The organism is Chlorobaculum sp. MV4-Y (assembly GCF_025244685.1).
Lineage (GTDB): Bacteria > Bacteroidota > Chlorobiia > Chlorobiales > Chlorobiaceae > Chlorobaculum.
Map to the genome: position 1 here is coordinate 915151 of NZ_CP104202.1, position 24135 is coordinate 939285.

A 24135-nucleotide genomic window follows, 5' to 3' on the forward strand; every position below is an offset into this window, starting at 1 on the left:
CGTCAACGCGCCGCCTTCGCTTTCGCGATCTGCTCTTCGACTGACTTGAACGAACAGCTTCCAGCGGTTTTTTTGGAGTTCACGCTGGCGTTGGGTTTGAGGTCGTCGTAGATCCCTTCGTCAAAGGCTTCGGAGAAGGTGCGGTACTCTTCGAGACTGATCGTCGGCAGGGTTTTGCCCTCCGCGATGGCGTAGGCAACGATCTTGCCGGTGATGCGGTGGGCGTCGCGGAAGGGAATCTGCTTCTTGACGAGGTACTCGGCGATTTCGGTGGCGAGGCTCAGATCCTCGGCGGTGAGGCGGGCAAGGCGCTCCTCGTTCAGCCAGGTCTTTTCAATCATCCTGCGGAAGACCGACAGGCTCGACGCCGTGGTTTCGGCGGTGTCGAAGAGCGGCGGTTTGTCCTCCTGCATGTCGCGGTTGTAGGAGAGCGGCAAGCCCTTCATGATCGTGAGCAGGTTCATCAGGTTGCCATAGACGCGGCCCGTCTTGCCGCGCACCAGCTCGGCGATGTCGGCGTTCTTTTTCTGCGGCATGATTGACGAGCCGGTTGCGAAGGCGTCGCTGATCGAGAGATAGTTGAACTCCGCCGAGCTCCACAAAATCACATCCTCCGAAAAGCGCGACAGGTGCATCATGATCATCGAGCAGGCCGAGACGAACTCGATCACCAGGTCGCGGTCGCTCACCGCGTCGATGCTGTTGGTGAAAGCCCCGTCGAACTCCAGCAGCTCGGCCGAGCGCGCAGGGTTCAGCGGCAGGGTGCTGCCCGCGAAAGCCGCCGCGCCGAGCGGTGAGACGTTCGCCCGCTTGCGCAGGTCGGCGAGGCGCTCGGCGTCGCGCCCGAACATCGAGTGCCACGCCATGTAGTAGTGCCCGGCGGAGATCGGCTGGGCGCGTTGCAGGTGGGTGTAGCCAAACATGATGGTGTGCTTGTATTGCTCCGCTTTGTCGAGCAGCGTGGCCTGCATCGCCTTGAGCAACTGGCCGATACGGTCGATGTTCCGGCGCAGGTAGAGCCGCGTATCGGTCGCAACCTGGTCGTTGCGGCTGCGCCCCGAATGCAGCTTGCCCGCCGCCGGGCCGATCAGCTCCTTCAGCCGGTTCTCGATCACGGTATGGATGTCCTCATCCTCCCAGACCGGCAAGAGCGCACCCGACTCGATCTCCTTTTCGACCGCTCTCAGCCCTTCGACGATCAGCCCAGCCTCCTCCGGCGAGATGATGCCCTGCTCGCCAAGCATGGTGGCATGGGCGATAGAGCCTTGTATATCCTCGCGATAGAGCAGCCCGTCCACATGCACCGACGAGGAGAACTTCAGCGCCTCCCGGTCAAACGGTTCCGAAAAACGGCTTTGCCACAAGAGTTTTTTCTGGTTGGACTGATCGGACATGATGAAGTATTGCTAAGAGATTGCAGGGCAGCGCGCCCCATAATAATGGCTCGGTGGGGGAAAATACGGAAGACAATTGATAATTGATAATGGACAGTTGTGGCGTTTAAGAGAAGATTGGCGAACCGCCTATACCTGACGGGGTGATACACAGGACTTCTGACTGGACAGACAGGGCAAGTGACCTTAAGCAGAGAGGTTACGGAATAAGTAGTTCTGTCAATGCGCTTGTTTTTGTAATATGTTTTGAGCACGATAAGGTTTGTGAATGTATCATACACTTTAAACTGCGATTTTTGTTGGCGAGAGAGGTAGCGGGGCTGGTCAATCCGGGCTCTGGCAATGGTACATAGCTTAAGTGAGACAAAGAGCTTGTAATGCGGAGCACTCAGTTCTGAAAGCGCTCTCTGATAAAACAAAAAAACGTCAATACCGGATGCCGGAAAAACGGCGCTCGGTCATCACTCATGAGTTGATATGAGGTACTCCCCAGTTATAGGACAGCTATCGAGAGAAAATAAGTTTGTTCATGCGGCTTTCGGAATCAGTCGTTTATTGGCAGAATAGACTTTTGCCGGAACCTGACCATCAAGCGCTTTGTGGCGACGAACCGTGTTGTAGTCGTTGAACCAATGCTTCAGGCCTTTGTAGAGTTCGAGACCATCGGCTGGTGGGTTCAGGTAAATGTACTCATACTTGACGCTCCGCCATAACCGTTCGATGAAGACGTTGTCAATTGCTCGGCCTTTGCCATCCATGGAGAGTGCAGACTTGGACTCTGTGATGACGGCTTCGGCAAAGACCTCGCTGGTGAACTGGCTGCCCTGATCGGTGTTGAGAATCTTGGGTGCCCCGTGCAACCGCACGGCTTCAAGCAAGACCTCGGCACACCATTTGGCATCCATGGTATTCGACACCGACCAGTTCAGCACATAGCGGCTTTTCAGGTCGATGATGGCCATCAGGTACATGAATCCATGGGCCATCGGCACATAGGTGATATCAGTTGCCCAAACATGGTCGCTGTGCTTGATCGCAAGTCCCCGGAGCAGATACGGATAGACCTTATGGCCCGGCGCCGGTTTCGAGGTGTTCGGCTTGGGGCCGATGGCTTCCAGACCCATAAGGCGATAGAGCCGCCGTACCCGTTTGAGGTTGATCTTGTAGCCTTTGTCCATACTCAGCCATTGCCACATACGGTAAACGCCGTAGTATGGCCTCAGCAGGTACTGCTCATCAATCAGCCGCATGAGCTCACGATTCAGCTTCGAGGTCTTTATCGGCTGATAATACAGGCCTGATCGGTGGATCGAAAGCAGGTCGCACTGGCGTTGCATGCTGATACCGCTATGTTCTTTCTCAACCATGGAGCGTCGTTCCGAGAGCGATTTTACGACTGCAATTTTTTTTTGAGCCAGTCGACCTCAACCTTCAATTGGCCGATGGTTTTGTAGAGTTCTTCGCTCTCCTGCTGATAATCCTGCTCGGTTTTCCTAGCCTTTCACCTTTCGAAAAGACATCGGAGGCCTTGTCGAGGAACTCCCGTTTCCATTGAGTGATCTGGTTCGGATGAAGCTCATGCTTCTGGGCGAGTTCTGCCATGGGAAGCCGTTCACTGAGGGCTTCCAGGACGACCTTTGTTTTGAATTCAGGCGTAAACTTGCGGCGTGTTTGTTTCATAGTGACTGCTGGGTTTTTGTTGATCCAATTTAACCAGCCGTCCTATTTTTGGGGAGTATCTCAATATTCAGAAGAAACTGAATCGAGCATGCCTTTATGAGCAACATTTTTCTCTCGCTTGAGCCAAAAATACTCTGGAACCATTTTTACCGCCTGACGCAAATTCCGCGCCCATCGGGCCGTGAGGAGGCGGTTCGGTCGTACGTCGCCGATTTTGCAAGGCGGTTCGGGTTGGAACGGCTCGTCGATGAGGCAGGCAACGTCATCGTCCGCAAACCGGCGACGGTGGGCATGGAAGCGCGGCAGGGCGTCATTCTGCAAGCGCACCTCGATATGGTGCCGCAGAAGAACGCCGGTACGGCGCACGATTTTACGAAGGATCCGATTGCCGCCGTGATCGATGGCGAGTGGGTGCATGCTCGGGGTACCACGCTCGGTGCGGATAACGGCATCGGCGTGGCGGCGGCGCTGGCTGTGCTCGAATCGGGCGACTTGCGCCACGGGCCGCTCGAAGCGCTCTTTACGGTGAACGAAGAGGCGGGGATGAGCGGGGCGCTGGGTCTGAAACCGGGCCTCCTCAGGGGCAACATTCTGTTGAACCTTGACTCTGAGGATGAGGGGGAACTCTTCATCGGCTGCGCGGGCGGACGGGAAGCAACGATGCGTTTCAGCTACAGCGAGACGCCAGTGCCGTCCGGGTACTCCGGCGTTGAAATCCGGGTCTCCGGTTTGCGCGGCGGGCACAGCGGCATGGATATCAATCTTGGCCGGGGCAACGCTAACAAGATCATGAACCGGTTTTTGCAAATGGGCCGGGAGCGCCACGGGCTGCTGCTTGAATCTATCGACGGCGGAAGCCTGCGCAACGCCATTCCGCGTGAATCGGCGGCACTGGTTGTCGTGCCGTTCGCGCAAAAAGCGGCGTTTCTCGACGAGCTTCAGGCGCTTGCTTCGGCCATCGGCATCGAGCTGGCGGAGACTGATCCGGAGCTTCGCGTCGAGGCGGCGGATGCCGCACTGCCCGCATCGGTGATCGACGATGCCGTGGCGCAACGCCTTTTTGAGGCGGTGGCGGCCAGCCCGAACGGCGTGTATCGCATGAGCGAAGCGATGGCGGGCCTGGTCGAGACCTCAAACAATCTTGCCCGCGTGCACTCCGATGGTTACACCGTGAGCGTCGAGTGTCTGCTTCGGAGCGCCTCGGAGGAGGGGATGCAGGAGCTTGTCGATTCCGTCGCGCGTGTCGCCGAACGAGCTGGAACGGAGATCGTGTTCGAGCAGGGCTATCCCGGCTGGAAGCCTAATCCCGAATCGCCGATTCTCAAGTGCATGACGGAAGTGTATCGCAACCGCTTTGGCAAAACGCCGGAGATCCGCGCGGTGCACGCCGGTCTGGAATGTGGCATCATCGGCGCAGCCTATCCGCAACTCGACATGATTTCGTTCGGCCCGACCATCCGCCATCCGCATTCGCCGGACGAAAAGGTCGAATGGGCATCTGTCCAGAAATTTTGGGAGTTCCTTGCCTCGACGCTGGAGGAGGTGCCGGCGCCGTGAAGACGCCCTACAGTTACAACACCATTTCGGATTTTCTGTTGTCGCAACCGCTGACGGTTGATGTGGAGGTTGACGACGAGGCCGCCGGGTGTTTTCCGCTCAAGTGCATCGAGCTCGACGCGACGGTGCTCTACGTCGGAATGCGCGATTTTGCGCGACTCACGCTCGATCTCTTGCCGACGGAGATTCTGATCTACCTCAACATGTTCCTCGTCTGGATGCGCGACTCGCTCGCGGCGGAGCGCTTTTGCGTGGTCGAGCGGTTTCTCGACAGCTCGATTGTCTTGCTTTTCTCGAAAAAGTTCGGATCTGAGGAGCCGTTTTTCGATGCCATTCGCGCCGCGCGATGGATGGGGGAGCACGACGAGCTGTTATTCAGCCCGGAGATGGGTATCGCCAGCGGGCGCGTCGCCGCCGGATTTGCCGGTACGCCGAAGGAATTCACCGGCTCGGTGTTCGGGCGTCCGGTGCTGCTCGCCGCTGCCTGTGCCAAGATGAGGCCGCAGGATGACGCGATGGCTTCGTGCATCACCTTTCCTGAAGAGGAGTGGCGGGGGCGCTCGTTCGAGGAGCTGTTTCCGCCGCTGGAGTTTGACCATCCGGAGCGGGGCCGCGTGCGTCAACCTTCGACCTGGAAACTCGGCGAGCCGCGGAGCGTCGATTTTGCATCGCATGGCCGGATCAACCTGCGGGACGTGGGTAACTTCGTGCACTGGCCGCCGAAGATCACGGCAAAGGAAAAAGCTCGAGAGTGGTTCGCTCAGATCAAGGCGAAAGGATTTTACAAATACAACAAGTAGAGCAAGTTATGCCGAAAAAAATCATGCTGCTGGGCAGTGGGGAGTTGGGTAAAGAGTTCGTGATCGCCGCCAAGCGGCTGGGGCAACGGGTGATCGCCGTGGACAGCTACGACGATGCGCCCGCGCAGCAGGTGGCCGACGGACGCGAGGTGATCGACATGCTCGACGGTCGGGCGCTCGACGCCATCGTCGCCAGGCACCGGCCAGACATCATCGTGCCGGAGATCGAAGCGATCCGCACAGAGCGATTTTATGATTACGAGAAACAGGGGATTCAGGTCGTTCCCTCCGCGCGGGCGGCCAATTTTACGATGAACCGCAAGGCGATTCGTGACCTCGCCGCCCGCGATCTCGGCCTGCGCACGGCGGATTACCGCTATGCTGCATCGCTCGACGAGCTGCGGGTGGCTGTTGCCGAAGTAGACCTGCCCTGTGTGGTGAAGCCGCTGATGAGTTCCTCCGGCAAAGGCCAGAGCACAGTCCGTAGCGAGGCGGAGATCGAAAAGGCGTGGAGCTATTCCCAGAGCGGCAAGCGGGGCGACATTGCCGAGGTGATCGTCGAAGCGTTCGTGGCGTTTCATACCGAAATCACGCTGCTCACCGTGACGCAAAAAAGCGGTCCGACGCTCTTCTGCCCGCCCATCGGCCACCGACAGGAGCGTGGCGACTATCAGGAGAGCTGGCAGCCGTGCCACATCAGCCCGGAGCAGTTGCTCGAGGCGCAGAATATCGCGGGCAAGGTGACGGAGGCCTTGACCGGCGCGGGCATCTGGGGCGTGGAGTTTTTCCTTGCCGATGACGGCGTCTATTTCTCGGAACTTTCGCCGCGTCCGCACGATACCGGCATGGTGACGCTGGCCGGAACGCAGAACCTCTCGGAGTTCGAGCTGCACGCCCGCGCGGTGCTCGGCTTGCCGATTCCCGGCATCGAGCTGCAACGTGCCGGAGCGAGCGCGGTGATTCTCGCCGACCGGGCGGGCGCGAATCCATCGTTCGATGGAGTGGAGGCCGCTCTGGCGGAGCCGGGCAGCGACATCCGGATTTTTGGCAAGCCGGTAACGCGACCGTACCGGCGCATGGGCGTGGCGTTTATGTCGGGTGAAAAGGGAAACGATGTCGATGAGCTGAAACGACAGGCGATTGCCAATGCTGCGAAAGTGACAGTCAAGTGTGACGAAGCGGTGTGAAAAATTTCACCATGCTTGATCGAGTCGTTTTGAGGTATGTCAGTCTGCGATGGTGGAATCACCAGATGGCTGCGTGGGGTGCTTCGGGCTGGAGGTGCGCGCTACTTGCAGCGTGCCTTCAGCCGACTCGGCGCGCTTTTTCATAGCGGCGAGCACCATCGGCAGATCATTCTGCTGAACCTTGCGCACAAACATTGCTGGCGCGAAGAAGTCAGGTTTGATCTTTGCCCTGAAGGTCAGGATGGTCCCCTTGCCGTCGGGAGCATGCTCGATGAGCCAGTCGCCTTCGTACACCTTGAAATCGCCATCTATCTGATGGAAATCAAGTCGTTTTGGATACTCCCCCTGAAGGCGCAGTTTGATATAGACTGTTTTTTTGAAGAGCAGAATGCCGGTTTTTCCCCGTTCAAACATAACCTGCTTGCGCCCGTTATCTGAAATCAGGCCGCTGTCTATCAGTTTGGGGACAAAAGATTTGTGATTGTTGTAATCGGTTATGGCCGACCAGACGCGCTTGGGTGAGGCTTCGATATAGACTTTACCGACCACTCCGGTAACTCCGTCATCAAGATCCGATGTCTGTACCGTAATACCTCGATGATCATTATCGGACTGTAGCGCCCGGGCGGGAACATCAAGCTTTTCGTCGTTCCGGCACGAAGCCTTTGCCGGAAAGAGAACGAGAGAACCATATATGGCGGCAATGGCCATGAAGAGGCAACGCAGTGTCGTGATCCTGTGGTGCACGGTCTATCCGTTTGTGATAAGGCGAGGGGAAAGGGCTAATAGTATTATCGAATTTAATAATTGTTAATGTATTTCCAATACATCAGAATGGGGTAGTGGGGACAGGGCCTTATCCGAGTTCGAACGTCGTGACACCGAAAATACGTTCGACGGGAAGACGCGGTGCAGGCCCCTTGTACATGCGGGCAGTCTCGAAAACCGCGTTCATCCTGTGCCGTTGAACCAGTTCGAGTGCCGCCGGATTTACCTCCGGTATGTCGAGGAAAATCGGGGAGCCTTCAGGAAGCGAGCCGTCGAGGCGCTAAAAAGCGCTTCGGCCAGTTCAGGTCGGTTTGCGAAAAGCGGGCCAATCTTGAACCCGTTGCGGCAGGGGCGGATGAGGCCATAGCCGACCAGCTTGCCGTTCTGACGAATGGTGAAAGCGCGGCCTACTTCGCGGCTCTGTATTGAGACGCCCATGTACCGGATGTTCCGGTAGTTCTCCTGCTGCGCCACCACACCATCGAGTCCCACCAGTCGGCCGTCAAGGCGTTGCAGTCCGGCCTTCCATATCTTAAGCCCCAGCCCCAGTCCGCAGTATTCCGGCTTCACAATATAAAAACCGAGAAATCCGAACGATTTTCCGTAACGGACAACGGAAATGCACGATACCGGCTCATCGTTCATCGACCCGACAAGAAAGCCCTTCGGGTCGGCATGGTAAAAGCACTCGGCATCTTCGAGGCCGGGATTCCAGCTTTCGGCGGCAGCCCAATCGGCAGCCAGGTCGATCTCCAGGCGCGTCATGGTTCTGATTGTGTATCCCGGTATGTGTGACATTGTTTGCCTGGATTATGACGAATTGCGTTAAAGTAAAGACTTAGTCAAGGTGACGGATCAATTGCAACACCTCAGTCAAGTCTTGCTTATTTGTTATAAAGTACTTTACAAAACACAATACAATAATCACAAAACAACAGAGTTACAGAATGAAGGCCTTCAGCGAGGTTTCAAAATCATGATTTTAGCCTTATACTCGTTCTGGATAGCGATTTCCGAAATTCAACAACCATCACCTATTGGCTATGTTAACTTCGTCTGCACCGGCTGAATTTTGTACAGATACCCGGAACAAACGCGTGTTCGTGGTTGGAGCGACCGGGTACATCGGCAAATTCGTCGTGCGGGAGCTGGTTGCGAGAGGCTACGAGGTGGTCAGCTTTGCCCGCCCGCGCTCCGGCGTGAACGCTTCGACCACCGAGGATGAGACCCGTCGGCAACTTAAGGGTTCCGAGGTGCGCTTTGGCGATGTGTCGAACATGGAATCGCTCTTGCACAACGGCATCCGGGGCGAGCATTTCGATGCGGTCGTGTCGTGCCTGACCTCGCGTAATGGTGGCATAAAGGATTCCTGGAATATCGATTACCAGGCGACCCGCAATTCGCTCGACGTGGGCATTGCGGCAGGTATCAGCCAGTTCGTGCTGCTCTCGGCCATCTGCGTGCAGAAGCCGATGCTGGAGTTCCAGCGGGCCAAGCTGAAGTTCGAGAAGGAGCTGCGCGAGTCCGGCGTGACCTACTCTATCGTTAGGCCGACGGCGTTTTTCAAGTCGATTGCCGGGCAGATCGAGAAGGTGAAAAACGGCAAGCCTTATGTGATGTTTGGTGACGGCAAGCTCACTGCGTGCAAGCCGATCAGCGAGGGCGATCTGGCCCGTTTCATCGCCGACTGCCTCGAAGATCCGGAGAAGCAGAACAAGATTCTGCCCATCGGCGGGCCGGGGGAGCCGGTGACCAATCTCGATCAGGCACTCATGCTCTTCGAGCTGCTTGGCCGAGAACCTAAGCTCAAGAAGATGCCGATCCAGATTTTCGACGTGATTATTCCGGTGCTGACGCTGATCTCGAAGTTTCTGCCGTCATTTGCCGAAAAGGCTGAGTTCGCGCGCATCGGCAAGTACTACTGCTCCGAGTCGATGCTGGTGTGGGATCCCGTCGCGAAGCGCTACGACGCCGACGCCACCCCCTCGTACGGCACCGAAACCCTGCGTGACTTCTACCAGCGCGTACTCAAAGAGGGTCTCGCAGGCCAGGAACTCGGCGCGCATTCGATGTTCTGAGGCGGCGGGCCGGCACGCTTTTTCCATTCCTGTCCACGCCGTCCACCTCGTCAGCAAAGTCAACCTCTTCGCATGATTACGCAACCGACGCTTGATTTCCTCGCGGAACTCAAAGCCAACAACAATCGTGAGTGGTTCGAGGCGAACCGTCCGCGCTACGAGCAGGCTTCCGCCGACTTCTTCGACACGGTCGCGCAGTTTATTCAGTCACTTGCGAGTTTTGACTCCGATATCGCCGAGGTGATGCCCGATCCGAAATCCTGCATCATGCGGATATACCGTGATGTGCGATTCTCAAAGGACAAGACGCCATACAAAACCGGCTTGTTCGCTTACGTCAGCAAGGGTGGGAGGAAGGGCCCACTGGCGGGCTACTACCTCCATCTCGAACCCGGCAACTCGTTTGCTGGAGGAGGGCTTTACATGCCCGAAGCGCCGGTGCTTGCCCGGACCCGCGAGGCCATTGAAACCGGCTTTGACGAGTGGGACGCTATTGTGACCGCCCCCGAACTGCTCGCTGCTTTTCCGGATGGCGTGTTGCCATCGGGCGCGCTCAAACGTGCTCCGAAAGGATATGATGAAACCAGCCCCGCCATCGAGTGGCTGCGCTACAAAAGGTATTACACCCAACGCTTTTTCGAAGACGGGGAAGTGCTGGATGAACGGTTTGTGGAACAGCTTGGCAACTGCTGCCGTGCGGTCATGCCGATGGTTGCGTTCCTCAACAAAGCAATAGAGTCAGACACCCCGTAACGCCATCAAGGCTTCGTCAGCTTCCAGCCTTCCGTCAGCAGATCGAAATCGACCGGAAATGACGGTTCGAGCTGACCAAGCCGGTCACGTCCCTCCGGCATCATGTGCACCCCTTTCGGAAATTCACCATTCAAAACCAGATAATCGAGGAGCCAGTTTGTCAGGCGGAAGTAACCGCTTGGCTTATTTGAGGTTGCGGCAGGCGAAGGATTCGGCGGTTTGCCGCTGGCCCAGTGTTCGACGATCTCTTCGACGATTGGCTGATAGTGCGCTTCGAGTGCGTTGCGTTTCTCGTTATTCATAAAAAAGCATGACTGGCTTTTGTGGCAATTTTTTTGAACTGAATTTTTCCGCGCATGAAACTGCGTCTAACTGTCGTCAGAATATACAGAAGCTGGCACACAGAATAAGGCTTCACCAGTTGTCATGGGCTTCATTGTTACAGCCCGATGTTTGTGAAAAGTAATGAACAAAAAGGAGAGAGTGATGAAAAGCAAAATGTTGATGCTGGCAGGAGTTGCCGGCATGTTGATGGCAAGCCCCTCGGTCGATGCTCTTGCTGACGTGAACGTTAGTATCGGTGGTGGCCCCGGAAGGGCTTTCGTCATAGACAGGCCCCCGACATTCATACAGCTCCCCACGCCAGGATTCTCGATCTCATACGGAGCGCCTTACGATATCGTTCTTTACGGTAATTCCTATTACCTGTATGATCATGGACAGTGGTACCGTTCGCATCGTTACAACGGGCCTTGGAAATATGTCCATGTGCGCCAGTTGCCACCAAGGATCAGGCGTTACCGGATTGAACAGATTCGCCGCTTCAGGGATGATGAATACAACCGGCGCCATGACCGCCATTTCGACAGGCGAGACGACAGACGTGACGACCAAAGAGACGATCGCTGGGACAGACGTGACGATAGCAGGTCGATGCCGCCAAGGTAACCTTGTCGAAGACATGCACAAAGCCGGGCTGTTACAAGTCCGGCTTTGTTATTTGAAATATGGCATCTGACCTTATCCGGCTGATCAGTTCCGTTCACTCTCCTTTTTCTCCTTCAGTCTGCTGCTGCCAGAAAGCGTAGATGCCAATGATCGATTCGTCAAGCATGTCAACCATCTGATCCTTCTCCTCTTGAGACATGGTGTCGTAATCTTCCGTAACCTTGCCAAGCACGAAAAGCGGCCCGGCAAGCATGGCCGTTGATTCATCGGAGAACAGCGGCTGCCAGGCTTCGTGGCTCAGCTCCATGCCGAGAATAAAGCCGAGCGCCCACTCCTCGATGGCGATCTGGCGCTCCTCCTCTTCGGAGTAGCTGAACATTTCATAGATCGGCAGGAATCCTTCCGGGTCGCTTTCAAACTGGGCGTCGATAGCGTTAACGTGGCGATTCAGCAAATCGGTGATCCGCGCTTCGTCTTCCGGCGAGTTGAAGAGATTTTCCCGCAGATTTTCGGGATCGAGCATGTACTTGATCCACCGGTGTTCAGGGACAACCTCCGGCCCGATGACAATGGCGGTAAGGTAGCCGTCGATCATTTCGAGTGAGTTCATGCACTCCTCTGGAGAATCCGCGGAGGCCAGGAACGCTTCGAGCATGTTCAGCTCCTCTTCGGAGAGCGGTTGATGAGCTCGTTCAGATTGAAGCATAATGTTTTATAAATGGTTGTGAAGGTATCCCCGAGAAAAATTCTGGCGGAATTCAACCCGAGCATCAAGCTTTGGGGGTCCAGTAGCAGCGTTTCGGCGAAACGATCAGCTCCTCTTCTTTGAGACTTTTCATCGCCTTGTCCACCTCTTTGCGGTCAAGTCCGCTCTTTTCGGCGATTTGGCCGGCGCTCATCGGCTCGCCCTCTTTTTTCAGCACTTCGAGAATGGTGGTTTTCGCGTCCATAATAGTTAGGTTGGTCGTTCGTTTTGAAATTCGGTATGGTTTGCACCTGCTTTTAATGTAAGGAATTCGGGCAATTGATAATCGACAATGATCATGAATAATGAGGGGAGTTTTCGTATCCGGTCATTTATTGTCTGGCTTGGCAACGTTTGTTGATACAACGATATTTCATTATTTATACTTGATTTGACTGCCAAACAAAGAGTTCTCCACATGCGATTTCTGCCGCGCATAACCGTAAGCTCCGGAGCTGACTGCCGTGCTTGAAATCTACACCGGCAACCGGCTCGAAACGCTCGTTTCGGCGTTTGGCGAGATGGCCGCAGCCACGCCGCTCGCCTCGCCGTTCGAGCGCGAGTGGATCGTGGTGCAGAGCCGGGGAATGCAGCGGTGGCTGTCGATGCGGCTCGCCGCGCAGTTTGGCGTCTGGGCCGGGGCGGAGTATCCGTTCCCGAATGCGCTGATCCAGAGGCTTTTCGAGTGGCTTGAGCTGGCGGAAAAAACGGACGGCGAGCGCTTCTCGAAAGAGACGATCTCTTGGGGCCTGATGCGCCTCTTGCCGGGTCTGCTCGAACGCGACTCGTTCGCGCCACTCCGCGCCTATCTCGATGGCGACCGTGACGGACTGAAACTTTTCCAACTCTGCAGCAGGATTGGTGACACCTTCGACCAGTACACCCTCTTCCGCCCTGACATGCTCGCCGCGTGGGAGGCGGGCGGCGAGGACGTCGTGCTGGATTGGCAGCCGGAGCTGTGGAGGGCGCTCGTAGCGGAGAGTTCAGGAAAACATCGAGGCCAGCTCCAGGCAGAGTTTCTCAGGAAGGCGAGGACTGCCCAGCTGCCCGACGATTTTCCGAAGCGCATTTCGCTCTTCGGCGTCTCCTACATGCCGCCGTTTCACGTCAAAATGCTTCAGGCGCTCGCTGCGCGAATTCCGGTGAACCTGTTCCTGTTGAGTCCGACGCAGGAGTTCTGGACGGACATCGTTTCGCGGCGGCGGCTCTTCCGCATGAGCGAAAGCGAGCGGTCGCTGAGCATGGAGGGCAATCCGCTGCTCGCCTCGCTCGGCAAGAGCGGTCGCGAATTTGCCGAACTGCTGCTCGACGTGGGCGAGGTCGAGGACGAGTACGATCTCTACGACGACCCCGGCACGGCGACGCTGCTCCGCGCGTTGCAGTCCGACATGCTTAATCTGCGCGGCGATGGCACCGAGGAGCGGCATCCGGCTCCCGAGGCAAGCGACCGCTCGGTGCAGGTGTACTCGTGCCACAACCCGCTGCGCGAGGTCGAGGTGCTGCATGACAATCTGCTTGACCTGCTCGACAGCCTGCCCGGCCTCGAACCGCGCGACATCGTGGTGATGACGCCCGACATTGAGACCTACGCGCCCTACATCGCCACCGTGTTCGGCGCGAGCGGGGACGGGGAGCAGCGCCTGCCGCACTCCATCGCCGACCGCCGGATGCTCGACGAGGGCGGCGTCGCTCCGGCGATGCTCAAGCTGCTGGAGTTGTACGGTAGCCGTCACACCGCGCCCGCGCTCTTCGACTTGCTTTCGTCGTCGCCGGTGAGCCGCCGCTTCCGGCTCGACGAGGAGGAACTCGACTCGGTGCGGCGCTGGATCGAAGAGACGCGCATCCGCTGGGGCATGGACGAGCGTTCGCGAAGCAGTCTTGGCCTGCCCCCGTTCCGGGAGAACTCGTGGCGAGCCGGGCTGGAGCGGCTTTTGCTTGGCTACGCAATGCCGGATGAGGGGCAATTGTTCGATGGCGTGCTGCCCTTTGAGGTCGCGAGCGATGCTGAAACGCTCGGCAAGCTTGTCGATTTCATTGATGCCGTCGATCAGCTTTCGAAGCGCTTCAGTTGCCCGCGCCCGCTTGGCGAGTGGCGGGAGCACTTCCTCTGGATGCTCGAAAACTTCATCGAAGCCGATGCCGATTCGGAGCGCGAGCTGGCGCACGTCAAGGCGGAGATCGACAGTCTCACCGCGCTGGCCGAACACTCCCGATTCGACGGTGATGTCTCGGCGCAGGTGATGATCGTTTGGCTGCGCGGGCGGCTCGAACAGTTCGAGATGGGCCTCGGCTTTATGACCGGCGGCATCACCTTCTGCGCGATGTTGCCGATGCGCAGCATTCCGTTCCGGGTCGTGGCGATGATCGGTATGAGCGACGGCGCATTCCCGCGCCAAGAGCGGCCACCAGGCTTCGACCTGCTCGCCCGCGAGCCGCGCAAGGGCGACCGCTCCGTGCGCGGCGACGACCGCTACCTGTTTCTCGAATCAATCCTCTCGGCCCGCGATGTGCTCTATCTGAGTTACGTCGGCCAGAGCATGAAGGATAATAGCGAACTGCCACCATCGGTGCTGGTGAGCGAGCTGCTCGACGCCATCGAGCGCGGCTTCGATTTCCCGGAGGGCGAAAATGCCGCATCGCGCCTTGTCGTGCAGCATCGCCTCCAGGGCTTCAGCCCGGTTTACTTCACGCCTGGCTCCGGCTTTTTCAGCTACTCGGCGGACAACTTCCGGGCGCTCGCGGGGCGCAATTCACTCGCCGCCAGAGCGTTTATCGAAGAGCCGCTCGACGCTCTCAGCGACGATGAGCGGACGATCACGCTCGATGATCTCGCCCGCTTTTTCGCCAACCCGGCGGCGTACTTTCTCGAAAGGCGTCTCGGCCTGAAACCGTCGTCAGCGGCGGAACCGCTCGGCGAGCGCGAGCCGTTCGAGGCGGTCGGACTCGAACGCTACGAAATGCGCCAAGAGCTGCTCGAAGCGGTACTCGAACGCGGCGACGGGCGAGCGATGCTGCCGATCTTCCGGTCGCGCGGATTGCTGCCGCCAGCGACGCACGGCGAGCTGCTCTTCCGAAAGATTCTGGCCGAGGTCGAAGAGTTCGCCGCTAAAGTGCAGGAGCTGAGGGGCGGCGGCGCCTTCAGCCAGCTCGACATCAATCTCGATCTCGCCGGCTTCCGCCTCACCGGAAAACTCGACCACCTCCTGCCGACCGGCCAGCTCCTCTATCGATGCGCGAGAATGCGCGCGCAGGATCGTCTCCGTTCGTGGCTCCTGCACCTCGCGCAAAATGCGGTCAATGAGGACGCAAGGCGCGAAACGCGCATCGTCACGCTCGACCGCGCGATCCGCTATCGACCCGTCGAAGGCGCAACCGAACGACTCGAAGCGCTGCTCGACCTCTACCGCGAAGGGCTTGCCGAGCCGATTCCATTTTTCCCGCGCACCTCGCTCGCCTGGGCCGAAAAAGCCGACAAGCCCGAAGCCGACCGGCGCAAAGCCGCGCTCGGCCAGTGGCTCGACGGCTTCGGCGGAATCGAAGGCGAGGGAAGCGACCCCGCCATCCGACGCTGTTTCGGCGAAGAACCGCCCTTCGGCGAGCGCTTCGCACAGATCGCGGACGAGCTGCTCCAGCCAATGATCGAGCACGGAGGGAAAGGATGAGAATCTGGCAACATTTTTCCCGTCGAGACCGTCAATCTGATGATATGTATCAGGATCATGCCGATTCATTCGAGACCTGGCTGTTCAATTGCCCCGGACTTCAGTCCGGGGATAGCGCACGAAAAAAAACAATGGGCTTTAGCCCAATTTCTTCTCTTGCTCTTTGGGGGACATTTCGTCGCTCCCGATCTTTTGAAAATGATTGGGCTAACGCCCTGATATATTTTGTGTTATTCATAAACCCCGGACTGAAGTCTGGGGCAATTGTTTGACAATTTTAATGGCCGGATTACTAAACATCCTCGACCATGCCGCCGTCGCGCTCTCCGGCATGACCCTCATCGAGGCGAGTGCGGGCACTGGCAAGACCTACGCCATCGCCTCGCTTTACCTGCGACTGCTGGTCGAAAAAGAGCTGCGGCCCGAGCAGATTCTCGTTGTCACCTTCACCGAGGCCGCCACGAAGGAGCTTCGCTCGCGAATCCGCCGCCGCATTCGCGAGGCACTCGACGTATTTCGCGGCGATGAGACGGAGGACGAATTTCTTGTCGCCTTGCGCGACCGCGCCGAACAATCCGGCTCGACCGAACAGGCCGCTGTGCTGCTCGAAGCGGCGCTTGCCGAGTTCGACATGGCCTCGATCTTCACGATTCACGGTTTCTGCCTGCGGGCGTTGCAGGATCAGGCCTTCGAGAGCGGGGCGCTGTACGACACCGAGCTGATGGACGACCAGTCCGCGCTTGCCGGGCAGGTGATCGACGACTTCTGGCGGGAGCGCTTTTTCGGAAGCGCCAACCGCCTACTCGCCTACGCGCTGCTGAAAAAGTGGACGCCCGACACCCTCATGGCGTTCCTGCAATCGTTGCAGCTCTCGGAGCACGACGTGGTGTTGCCGGTTTACGGCGAAACGGAGATCACACGGATCGAGAATGAAGCGCAAGCGGTCTTCGACGAAATACGGCGTATCTGGCGTGACGAGCGCGAGGCAATTTCGACGATTCTGCGCAGCGACAAAAGCCTCAGCCGTTCCGAAAAATTTTATCGCGATGATAAAGTCGAGCCGTTGCTGTCGTCGCTCGACGAGTTCGCGGCTGGCGGCAATCCCTTCGCGCTTTTTGACGGTTTCGAAAAGCTGACCGCCTCCGGCATCGCGGCAGGCACAAAGTCTTCCAAGACATCACCTGAACATCCCTTTTTCGAGGCCTGCGAGCGGTTGCAGTCGGCGGCGGATGAGCGGTTGCTGGCGCTTAAGTCCGAGCTTGTGACCTTCTATCGAAAGCGGCTGCCGGAGCGCAAAAAGGAGGGCAACATCCGCTTTTTTGACGATCTGCTTGCCGACCTTTACCACGCCCTCGCCGACGGTACTGAGGCTGACGCACTGACCGAGGCGCTGCGAAATCGCTATCGGGCGGCGCTGATCGACGAGTTTCAGGACACCGATCCGGTGCAGTACGACATCTTCCGGCGCATTTACGCTGGTTCGGATGCGCCACTTTTTCTCATCGGCGATCCCAAGCAGGCGATCTACAGCTTCCGGGGGGCCGACATTTTCACCTATCTGCAGGCTGCCAGCGACGTTGGCGAGGAGCGGCGATTTACGCTCAACACCAACTGGCGCTCGATGCCAAAGCTGCTCGACGGCTTCAATCGGCTTTTCGACCATGCCCGCCAGCCCTTCGTTTTCGACGGCATACCGTCACCGCCGCTCGTGGCGGGCCGCCTCACCGCCGAAAGCTCCGCCGAGCCGCCGCTCGAACTCTGCCTGCTCGATGGCGGCGAGGAGGACGGCAGCCTGAAAAGCGGCGACGCCACGCAGTTCGCAGCGGAAGCGTGCGCTTCGATGGTGGCCGAAACGATCGGTGGTGGCACGGAAGCGAGCGACATCGCGGTGATCGTGCGCACCCACCGGCAGGCCCGGCTGATGCAGGCGACGCTGCGTAAAGCGGGCATCGTGTCGGTCATGCGCAGCGACGAAAGCGTCTTCGCCTCCATCGAGGCCGAGGAGGTGCGCATGCTCGTGTCGGCGCTCGCCGATCCGGGCCGCGAAACGCTCGTACGCGCTGCGCTCGTTACGCCGATTTTCGGCCTGAACGGTAGCGACATCGCCCGCCTCAACAGCGACGAAAACGCTTGGGCCGCGCGGTTGCAGGAGTTTCGCGACTACCACCGCCTCTGGCGAGAGCGCGGCTTCATGGTGATGGCCCGTGAGCTGATGCGCCGCGAAGGGGTACGCGAGCGACTGTTGGCCACGGCGGGCGCGTCCGGCGAGCGGGCGCTGACCAACGTGCTGCACTGCTTCGAGCTGCTGCATCGCGAGGCGCACGCCAGGGGGCTTGGTATGGAGAGTCTCGTGGCGTGGTTCAGCGAGCGCGTGGCGAGGCGCGAGCGCGGCGAGGAGTACCAGATTCGCCTCGAAAGCGACGAACCGGCGGTCAAAATCGTCACAGCGCACGTCAGCAAAGGGTTGCAGTACCCGGTCGTCTTTTGCCCGTTCCAGTTCGTCGGCGGCAACGGCAAGGATGAGGTGGCGCTGTGCCACGATGAGGCTGGGCGGATGCTCCGCGATTTCGGTTCGGCAGCGCTCGCCCGTCACCGGACGCTTGCCGCGCGGGAGACGCTCGCCGAAAACCTGCGGCTCTTCTACGTCGCTCTGACGCGGGCCGAACAGCGCTGCATCTTCTTCACCACCCGCATCGTCGATGGCCGCAAAAGCGGCAAGCCGCCGCAACTTGCGCCTGCATCATATTTACTCTACGCCTCGGACGACGCCCGCCGTAGCGTCGATCCGGTTGCCAACGCGACGGCTGAGCTTTCGGCAATTGGCGTGGATACAATGGCCGGACGATTGGAGAAACTGGCGGATGAATCGGATGGCGCAATGCAGGTCAAACGGCTGACGCTGGGCGACGATTTCCGCGTGAGCGTCCCGTCTGCCGGAACGACGGAGCAGCCTGAACTCGTGCTTCGCCGGTTCGAGAAAATCCTCGAAACCGACTGGCGGATTGCGAGTTTCACCACGCTCAGCCGCCACAAGCACATGGCTTTCGAGCTGCCCGACCGCGACGAAAGCGCTCCGGCGGAACCCGCCGCGCCGCTCGCGCTGCCGGAAGCGGATCGCTCCATTTTCGCCTTTCCGAAAGGAGCCGGAGCGGGCATCCTGATGCACTCGATCTTCGAGACGCTCGACTTCGCCTCGGCATCGGAGACCGACATCGACACGGCCTGCGCGACGGCGCTCGACCGGTACGGCTTTGATGAGGCGTGGCAACCGGCGCTTGCCGGCATGGCGAGGGAGGTGCTCGCAACGCCGCTTTCGTCGCCCGGCGGCCCATTCACCCTCGGCGGCCTGAAGCCGCGAACATGGTTCACCGAGCTGGAGTTCTTCTTCCCGCTCAAACGCATCACCGCGCCGGAGTTGGCCGAAATGCTTGCGCAACATGGCGTTATCCCTGCGGGCGCCGATCCTGCCGCCGCGTTGCAGGCGCTCGATTTCGCGCCGGTGAAGGGGATGCTGATGGGTTTCATGGACATGGTGTTCGAGGTCCGGGGGCGATTCTGGCTGCTCGACTGGAAGTCCAACCATCTCGGCAATTCGGTCGAGGAGTACCGCCGCGAGCGGCTCGAACAGGCGATGACGGACAACCTCTACCGCCTGCAATACCTGCTCTACACGGTCGCGCTCGACCGCTACCTCTCGCTGCGCGTGCCGGGCTACCGCTACGAAACGCACTTCGGCGGCGCAATCTACGTCTTTGTCCGTGGCGTCAGTGCCGAACGCGGCGAAGCGTTCGGTTTCTACCGTGACCTGCCGTCCGTGGAGCTGATCCGCGAACTGAGCGAACTGCTTGTCGAAATGCCAACGGGGGAGGACGAAGGATGATCGATTTCATCGAACGACCTATCGACCGGCAGGCGGCGGCGTTTCTCTGCCGGGGCGTGACGGAAAATGCGGAACTGCTGCGCACTGTCGTTTCGCTGCTCAGTCAAGCGGTGGGGCAGGGGCATGTCTGCCTCGATCTGGAGGAGATCGCCGAAGAGGCTGTGCGAATTCCCGGAGAGGAAGAGGCGCTGCGTCTGCCCGACGCCGCCAGCCTCATCACCGCTCTGCGCTCGCTGCCGACGCTCGGCGAGCCGGGGGAGCATCGCCCGCTGATTCTCGACGACGCCGGACGGCTTTATCTTTATCGCTACTTCCGTTACGAAACGCTGCTTGCCGACGCCATCCGCGCCCGCGCTGGGTCGGAGAGCGTCGAGATCGGCGAAGCCGCGCTTGCCGCGCAGCTCGACCGCTACTTCGGCCCCGATTCATCGGGGGAGGATCGCCAGAGGCAGTCTGCGCTGACGGCGCTCAGGCGGCGCTTTTCGGTCATCTCCGGCGGCCCTGGCACCGGCAAAACCACCACCGTCGTGCGCATCCTCGGCCTGTTGCTCGAACAACCCGGCGGAGAGCGCCTGCGCATCGCGATGGCCGCGCCCACCGGCAAAGCCGCCGCGCGTCTCGCTTCGTCCATCGCCTCGCTTCGCGACGCGCTGCCGTGCGCCGAAAAGGTGAAAGGTGCGATTCCGAGCCAGGTCACGACGATCCACCGACTGCTCGGCACCTTGCCCGGCTCGGCCGGTTTTCGTCACAACGAGCGCAACCCGCTACCTTGCGACACCGTGATTGTCGATGAGGCCTCGATGGTCGATCTGCCGCTCATGACGGCACTCGTCACGGCGCTCCCGCCGCACGCCCGGCTCATCCTCATCGGCGACCGCGACCAGCTCGCCTCGGTCGAAGCCGGGGCGGTGCTTGGCGACATCTGCCGCGCCGCCGAATCGCCCGACTCTGCAATCGCCGGATGCGTCACTGTACTCGACCGCAACTATCGCTTCGGCGACGGCTCCGGCATCGCCGCCCTGAGCCGCGCCGTCAACGCTGGCGACGACCGCGAAGCCTTCCGCCTGTTCGCCGATTCCGGCAGCAGCACGATTGCGCTCGAAGCGCCGCCGACGCGCGAAACGCTCAAAAAGCGCCTCACCGCCGTGGTACTCGAAGGCTTCCGCCCCTGCCTCGAAGCCGAAACGCCCCTCGAAGCGCTGCGCCGCTTCGACCGCTTCCGCATCCTCACCGCTCTCCGCGAAGGCCCGTGGGGAGCAGCCGGCATGAACCACACCGCCGAAACGCTGCTCCACGAGGCCGGTCTCATCCGCTGCGACACGCCGTTCTACCGTGGCCGCCCAGTGCTCGTCACCGAAAATGACTACACCCACAAACTCTTCAATGGCGACACCGGCATCATTCTTCCCGACCCCGAAAACGGCAACCTCCGAGCCTTCTTCGCGGCTCCCGACGGCACCATCCGAGCTATCCCCCCGGAATTTCTGCCCAAGCGCGAAACCGCTTTCGCCATGACCGTTCACAAAAGCCAGGGATCTGAGTTTGACAGGGTTTTTGATGGTTTTGCCGCCAGAGGATACTCTTTTGCTGACGAGGGAGCTGATTTATACGGGGATTACGAGAGCGAAGCAGTCGGTGACGATCTGGAGCGAAGAAGCTGTTTTCGGCGCCGCAGTGAAGCGCCGGACGGAGCGGAGAAGCGGGTTGAGGGAGAGGTTTTTGAAAAACAAGTGAGATTTAACCGGACGTAAGCCTGAAAAAGCGGGAGCACTTGGTTGTGGAAAAAATGATTCAAATCAACCAAGGAGGTTCCACGCATGAAAACCAGGCATTACAGTACAGAACAGATCATCAGCACCTTAAAGGAAGCCGATTCCGGCATACCGGTCAAGGATCTTTATCGTCAACACGGCCTCAGCGATGCGACGATTGACAACTGGAAATCGAAGTACGGCAGCATGACGGTCAGTGAAGCCAAGCGCAACGCTGTCAGGCACTTGCATGAACACTTCGGGCGGCGTTTTAGAAAGCTCTGTATGCTGATTGGGCTGAGCCGTACAAGTTGGCATGACAAACCCAAACCGGATACCCATGAACCGGTTCGCCAGCGATTATGGGAGTTGGCCGATGAACAGAAGCGTCGGAAATTCGATAACGCCCCTGCATTCATCGGGAAAGCTCTTGATGCATGGGCGCATCGTCATGGAGTTAAACTGGTGTTCAATCGTCCGGGCAAACCGGTCGACAACACCTCTATTCGAGAGATCATCGGGCAATGGCAGGAGGATGACAATTCGATCCGCCCGCACAGCTCTTCAGGAAGGCTGATACCGGAAGAATTGATGGTTCAGCAAACGGATTTTTACCAAAAAGAAGTGGTCTTATAGACGGGGGCACGTCATACGCGGCCCGAGACTGATTTGCTTCTGTCCTCTGGGTAGTCGTTTTATTCTTAACTCTCTTTATTACATGATTTTATCATGAAAAATACAAATGATATTCTGCTGAAGTTCAAGCCGCTTGCTACACTTCTGGTTTCCCTGGCAATGGCTCCGGTGTCGGCTCCGGCAGCCGAGGTGCAGTCCGAGGAGATTGTCGTCAAAGGGACGGTTAATGCAACGCAAGGTTCGATTGAGTCGAAACGCCTGAAGAGCAGCGATACGACGACGATGCTCGAAGACACTGCTGGCGTCAACGTTCAGTCCGCAGGCGGGGTCTCCGGTCTGCCGGTCATCAACGGTCTGGCCGATGACCGGTTGCTGATCGCTGTCGATAACATGCTCGTCTGCTCGGCGTGCGGCAACCATATGAACCCGCCGCTCTCCTACATGCCCTCTTCAAGCGTCGGGAACATCTATGTTAACTCCTGCGTCGTCCCGGTCAGCAAGGGAGGCGACAGCATCGGCGGCATGATCCATGTTGAATCGGCAACCGCCGCTCTATGCTGTTGATGACCAGCTCCGAACCGAGGGCGTTGTCTCCTCTTATTACCGAAGCAAGAACCATGCCGCCGGAGCTTCGTTTGGCGCTACCGTGGCCAGCAGGAACCTGAGCCTCGGCGTTACGGCCTCGATCGATCACGCCGATGATTACCGCGACGGGAACGGGAACAAGATCACCTCCACCTATTACGAGGCGCGAAATTTCGGTTTGACCCTCGGGGCCAGGTCAGAAAATCATCGCCTGACGCTCAAAGCGGGTCACCAGTACATTCCGGGCCAGGGGTTCGTCAACCAGTGGATGGACATGCTCGTGAACAACTCCTCTTTCGTCAATCTCGGCTATCACGGAAGTTTTGACTGGGGCGCGATCGACGCTACCGGCTACTGGCAGAACACCTGGCACAAAATGGACTCCGGTGACGACAAGCTACCAATCGCGCTTGCTCCGCCGGTGAGCATGCCCTACATGCCGATGATAACCCGAGGTGTTTCTGTCGGTTATACCCTCAAGACGGGAATCAACCTTTCCGATGACGACATCCTCAGAGTCGGCAACGAGTTCCACCGGTTCAGCCTGAACGACTACTGGCCGCCCGTGGAGGGCTATCCTTCGATGTGGCCGGAAACGTTCCTGAACATCAACCACGGCCATCGCGATCGTTACGCTATTTTCGCGGAGTGGGAAGGGAAAGTATCCACCGACATGACGGCAATTCTCGGTGTGCGCAACGAGCAGGTGCGGATGGACACCGGTGACGTGCAGGGCTATTCGGGTGCTGCGATGTATTCAACACCTGCCGCTGCTTTCAATGCAGCGGATCATGCAAAGAGCGACAGCAACTGGGATTTCAGCGCACTGCTGAAGTTCGAGCCGGATGCTGCTTCGACTTATGAACTCGGTTATTCGCGCAAGACCCGCTCGCCCAATCTCTACGAGCGCTATGCCTGGTGCACCACCTGGATGACCAGCGGGATGCTGGGCTGGTTCGGCGACGGCAACGGGTATGTGGGCAATCTGAACCTCAGGCCGGAAATCGCCCACACGATCAGCGTGTCCGGGACGTGGCGCGATGCGGAGCGCAATGCGTGGCAACTGAAGATCACGCCGTACTTCACGTATGTGCATGATTACATCGATGTGAAGAAAATCGGAGAAAAAACCTTTCCTGCCCCCGGCAATGAGGTGCGCAACATCCTTCAGTTTACCAACATCAATGCCGAACTTTACGGTATCAATGTCTCGGGTTCGGTGGCACTCTGGAATAGCGAAGGGTTTGGCAACGGACGGCTTAACGGAACGCTCGGCTACGTTCATGGCATCGACATCGCAAATGGCGACAGCCTCTATCACATGATGCCGTTCAATGCCCGGTTGTCGCTGGAACAGAAACTTTCGGGCTTCACCAACACCTTTGAGATGGAGCTGGTATCGACGAAGAGCAAAACTGATCCGCTCCGGTTCGAGCCGCGAACGTCGGGCTATGTGCTGGTCAACATCGGCACGGCCTACGAGTACAAGAACCTGAGGGTCGATGTCGGAGTAACGAATCTGTTCGACAGGTTCTACTATCTCCCGCTGGGCGGCATCAATTACGATGATTTTCTTGCGAGCAAGAAGAGTACCGCATTCGAGCCGCTTGCCGGAATGGGACGTTCATTCAACGTAGCATTCACCCAGAAGTTCTGAGTAAAGCTGACTCCAAAAGCGGAGAATTGCCCTTGTGAAATTCTCCGCTTTACT

Annotated in this window: 18 protein-coding genes and 2 pseudogenes; 12 read left to right on the forward strand and 8 right to left on the reverse strand. The window is 58.6% G+C overall.

What is annotated here, in order from left to right; genetic code table 11:
- Positions 1 to 2 precede the first annotated feature (2 nt).
- The 3 genes from argH to NY406_RS04420 all read right to left on the reverse strand — a co-directional run bounded on the left by argH (position 3) and on the right by NY406_RS04420 (position 3074).
- On the reverse strand, positions 3 to 1394 hold the full coding sequence (gene argH / locus NY406_RS04410; protein WP_260633523.1) for an argininosuccinate lyase: 1392 nt from the start codon (positions 1392 to 1394) through the stop codon (positions 3 to 5).
- 527 nt (positions 1395 to 1921) lie between these two features.
- The gene (locus NY406_RS04415; RefSeq protein ID WP_260533150.1) at positions 1922 to 2761 is read right to left on the reverse strand and encodes an IS3 family transposase; all 840 of its coding nucleotides are present in this window, start codon (positions 2759 to 2761) and stop codon (positions 1922 to 1924) included.
- Positions 2762 to 2825: 64 nt separating this feature from the next.
- Positions 2826 to 3074 carry a transposase gene (locus tag NY406_RS04420; RefSeq protein WP_260633524.1) on the reverse strand — a complete coding sequence of 83 codons (249 nt, stop codon included), beginning with the start codon at positions 3072 to 3074 and terminating at the stop codon, positions 2826 to 2828.
- Between the two features lie 96 nt (positions 3075 to 3170).
- Between NY406_RS04420 and NY406_RS04425 the strand changes: the two genes are divergently transcribed.
- Genes NY406_RS04425 through purT form a run of 3 tightly spaced genes read left to right on the forward strand, consistent with a single transcriptional unit; the run spans position 3171 to position 6618 of the window.
- A complete protein-coding gene (locus NY406_RS04425; RefSeq protein ID WP_260633525.1) occupies positions 3171 to 4631 on the forward strand; it encodes an aminoacyl-histidine dipeptidase in 1461 nt (486 codons plus the stop codon).
- Entirely contained in the window at positions 4628 to 5431 is an 804-nt protein-coding gene (locus NY406_RS04430; RefSeq protein ID WP_260633526.1) for an adenylate cyclase, read from the forward strand. Before NY406_RS04425 ends, NY406_RS04430 begins: the two co-directional genes overlap by 4 nt.
- A gap of 8 nt (positions 5432 to 5439) precedes the next feature.
- On the forward strand, positions 5440 to 6618 hold the full coding sequence (gene purT, locus NY406_RS04435) for a formate-dependent phosphoribosylglycinamide formyltransferase (protein ID WP_260633527.1): 1179 nt from the start codon (positions 5440 to 5442) through the stop codon (positions 6616 to 6618).
- Between the two features lie 39 nt (positions 6619 to 6657).
- On the opposite strand, the gene NY406_RS04440 is transcribed toward purT, so the two are convergent.
- Entirely contained in the window at positions 6658 to 7365 is a 708-nt protein-coding gene (locus NY406_RS04440; protein ID WP_260633528.1) for an SRPBCC family protein, read from the reverse strand.
- Positions 7366 to 7474: 109 nt separating this feature from the next.
- Positions 7475 to 8184: pseudogene (locus NY406_RS04450) on the reverse strand (GNAT family N-acetyltransferase).
- Between the two features lie 245 nt (positions 8185 to 8429).
- Between NY406_RS04450 and NY406_RS04455 the strand changes: the two are divergent.
- Positions 8430 to 9464: an NAD(P)-dependent oxidoreductase gene (locus NY406_RS04455; protein WP_260633530.1), complete on the forward strand. Its 1035-nt coding sequence runs from the start codon at positions 8430 to 8432 to the stop codon at positions 9462 to 9464.
- Positions 9465 to 9536: 72 nt separating this feature from the next.
- Entirely contained in the window at positions 9537 to 10217 is a 681-nt protein-coding gene (locus NY406_RS04460; RefSeq protein WP_260633531.1) for a DUF2461 domain-containing protein, read from the forward strand.
- A 5-nt stretch (positions 10218 to 10222) separates the two neighbouring features.
- Here NY406_RS04460 and NY406_RS04465 read toward each other — a convergent pair whose 3' ends face one another.
- Positions 10223 to 10519, reverse strand: coding sequence for a hypothetical protein (locus NY406_RS04465; RefSeq protein ID WP_260633532.1), 297 nt, complete (start codon positions 10517 to 10519; stop codon positions 10223 to 10225).
- Positions 10520 to 10932: 413 nt separating this feature from the next.
- Here NY406_RS04465 and NY406_RS04470 point away from each other — a divergent pair, with 413 nt between their 5' ends.
- Positions 10933 to 11235: a hypothetical protein gene (locus tag NY406_RS04470; protein ID WP_260633533.1), complete on the forward strand. Its 303-nt coding sequence runs from the start codon at positions 10933 to 10935 to the stop codon at positions 11233 to 11235.
- A gap of 24 nt (positions 11236 to 11259) precedes the next feature.
- Here NY406_RS04470 and NY406_RS04475 read toward each other — a convergent pair whose 3' ends face one another.
- Positions 11260 to 11871 carry a YecA family protein gene (locus NY406_RS04475; protein ID WP_260633534.1) on the reverse strand — a complete coding sequence of 204 codons (612 nt, stop codon included), beginning with the start codon at positions 11869 to 11871 and terminating at the stop codon, positions 11260 to 11262.
- A gap of 64 nt (positions 11872 to 11935) precedes the next feature.
- A complete protein-coding gene (locus NY406_RS04480; protein WP_069809509.1) occupies positions 11936 to 12115 on the reverse strand; it encodes an HTH domain-containing protein in 180 nt (59 codons plus the stop codon).
- Positions 12116 to 12374: 259 nt separating this feature from the next.
- On the opposite strand from NY406_RS04480, the gene recC reads away from it, so the two are divergent.
- The 6 genes and pseudogenes from recC (at position 12375) to NY406_RS04510 (ending at position 24081) form a co-directional block, all read left to right on the forward strand.
- On the forward strand, positions 12375 to 15572 hold the full coding sequence (gene recC / locus NY406_RS04485; protein ID WP_260633535.1) for an exodeoxyribonuclease V subunit gamma: 3198 nt from the start codon (positions 12375 to 12377) through the stop codon (positions 15570 to 15572).
- Positions 15573 to 15852: 280 nt separating this feature from the next.
- On the forward strand, positions 15853 to 19452 hold the full coding sequence (gene recB / locus NY406_RS04490; RefSeq protein WP_260633536.1) for an exodeoxyribonuclease V subunit beta: 3600 nt from the start codon (positions 15853 to 15855) through the stop codon (positions 19450 to 19452).
- Positions 19449 to 21186, forward strand: a pseudogene (gene recD / locus NY406_RS04495) (exodeoxyribonuclease V subunit alpha). The gene recB and the pseudogene recD overlap by 4 nt, the downstream one beginning before the upstream one ends.
- Positions 21187 to 21269: 83 nt before the next feature.
- Positions 21270 to 21839, forward strand: a complete 570-nt coding sequence (locus NY406_RS04500; protein WP_260633537.1) for a transposase — start codon at positions 21270 to 21272, stop codon at positions 21837 to 21839.
- A 93-nt stretch (positions 21840 to 21932) separates the two neighbouring features.
- On the forward strand, positions 21933 to 22403 hold the full coding sequence (locus tag NY406_RS04505; protein ID WP_260633538.1) for a TonB-dependent receptor plug domain-containing protein: 471 nt from the start codon (positions 21933 to 21935) through the stop codon (positions 22401 to 22403).
- Complete coding sequence (locus tag NY406_RS04510; RefSeq protein ID WP_260633539.1) at positions 22369 to 24081, forward strand: TonB-dependent receptor domain-containing protein; 1713 nt, start codon at positions 22369 to 22371, stop codon at positions 24079 to 24081. Before NY406_RS04505 ends, NY406_RS04510 begins: the two co-directional genes overlap by 35 nt.
- The last annotated feature ends 54 nt before the right edge of the window (positions 24082 to 24135 follow it).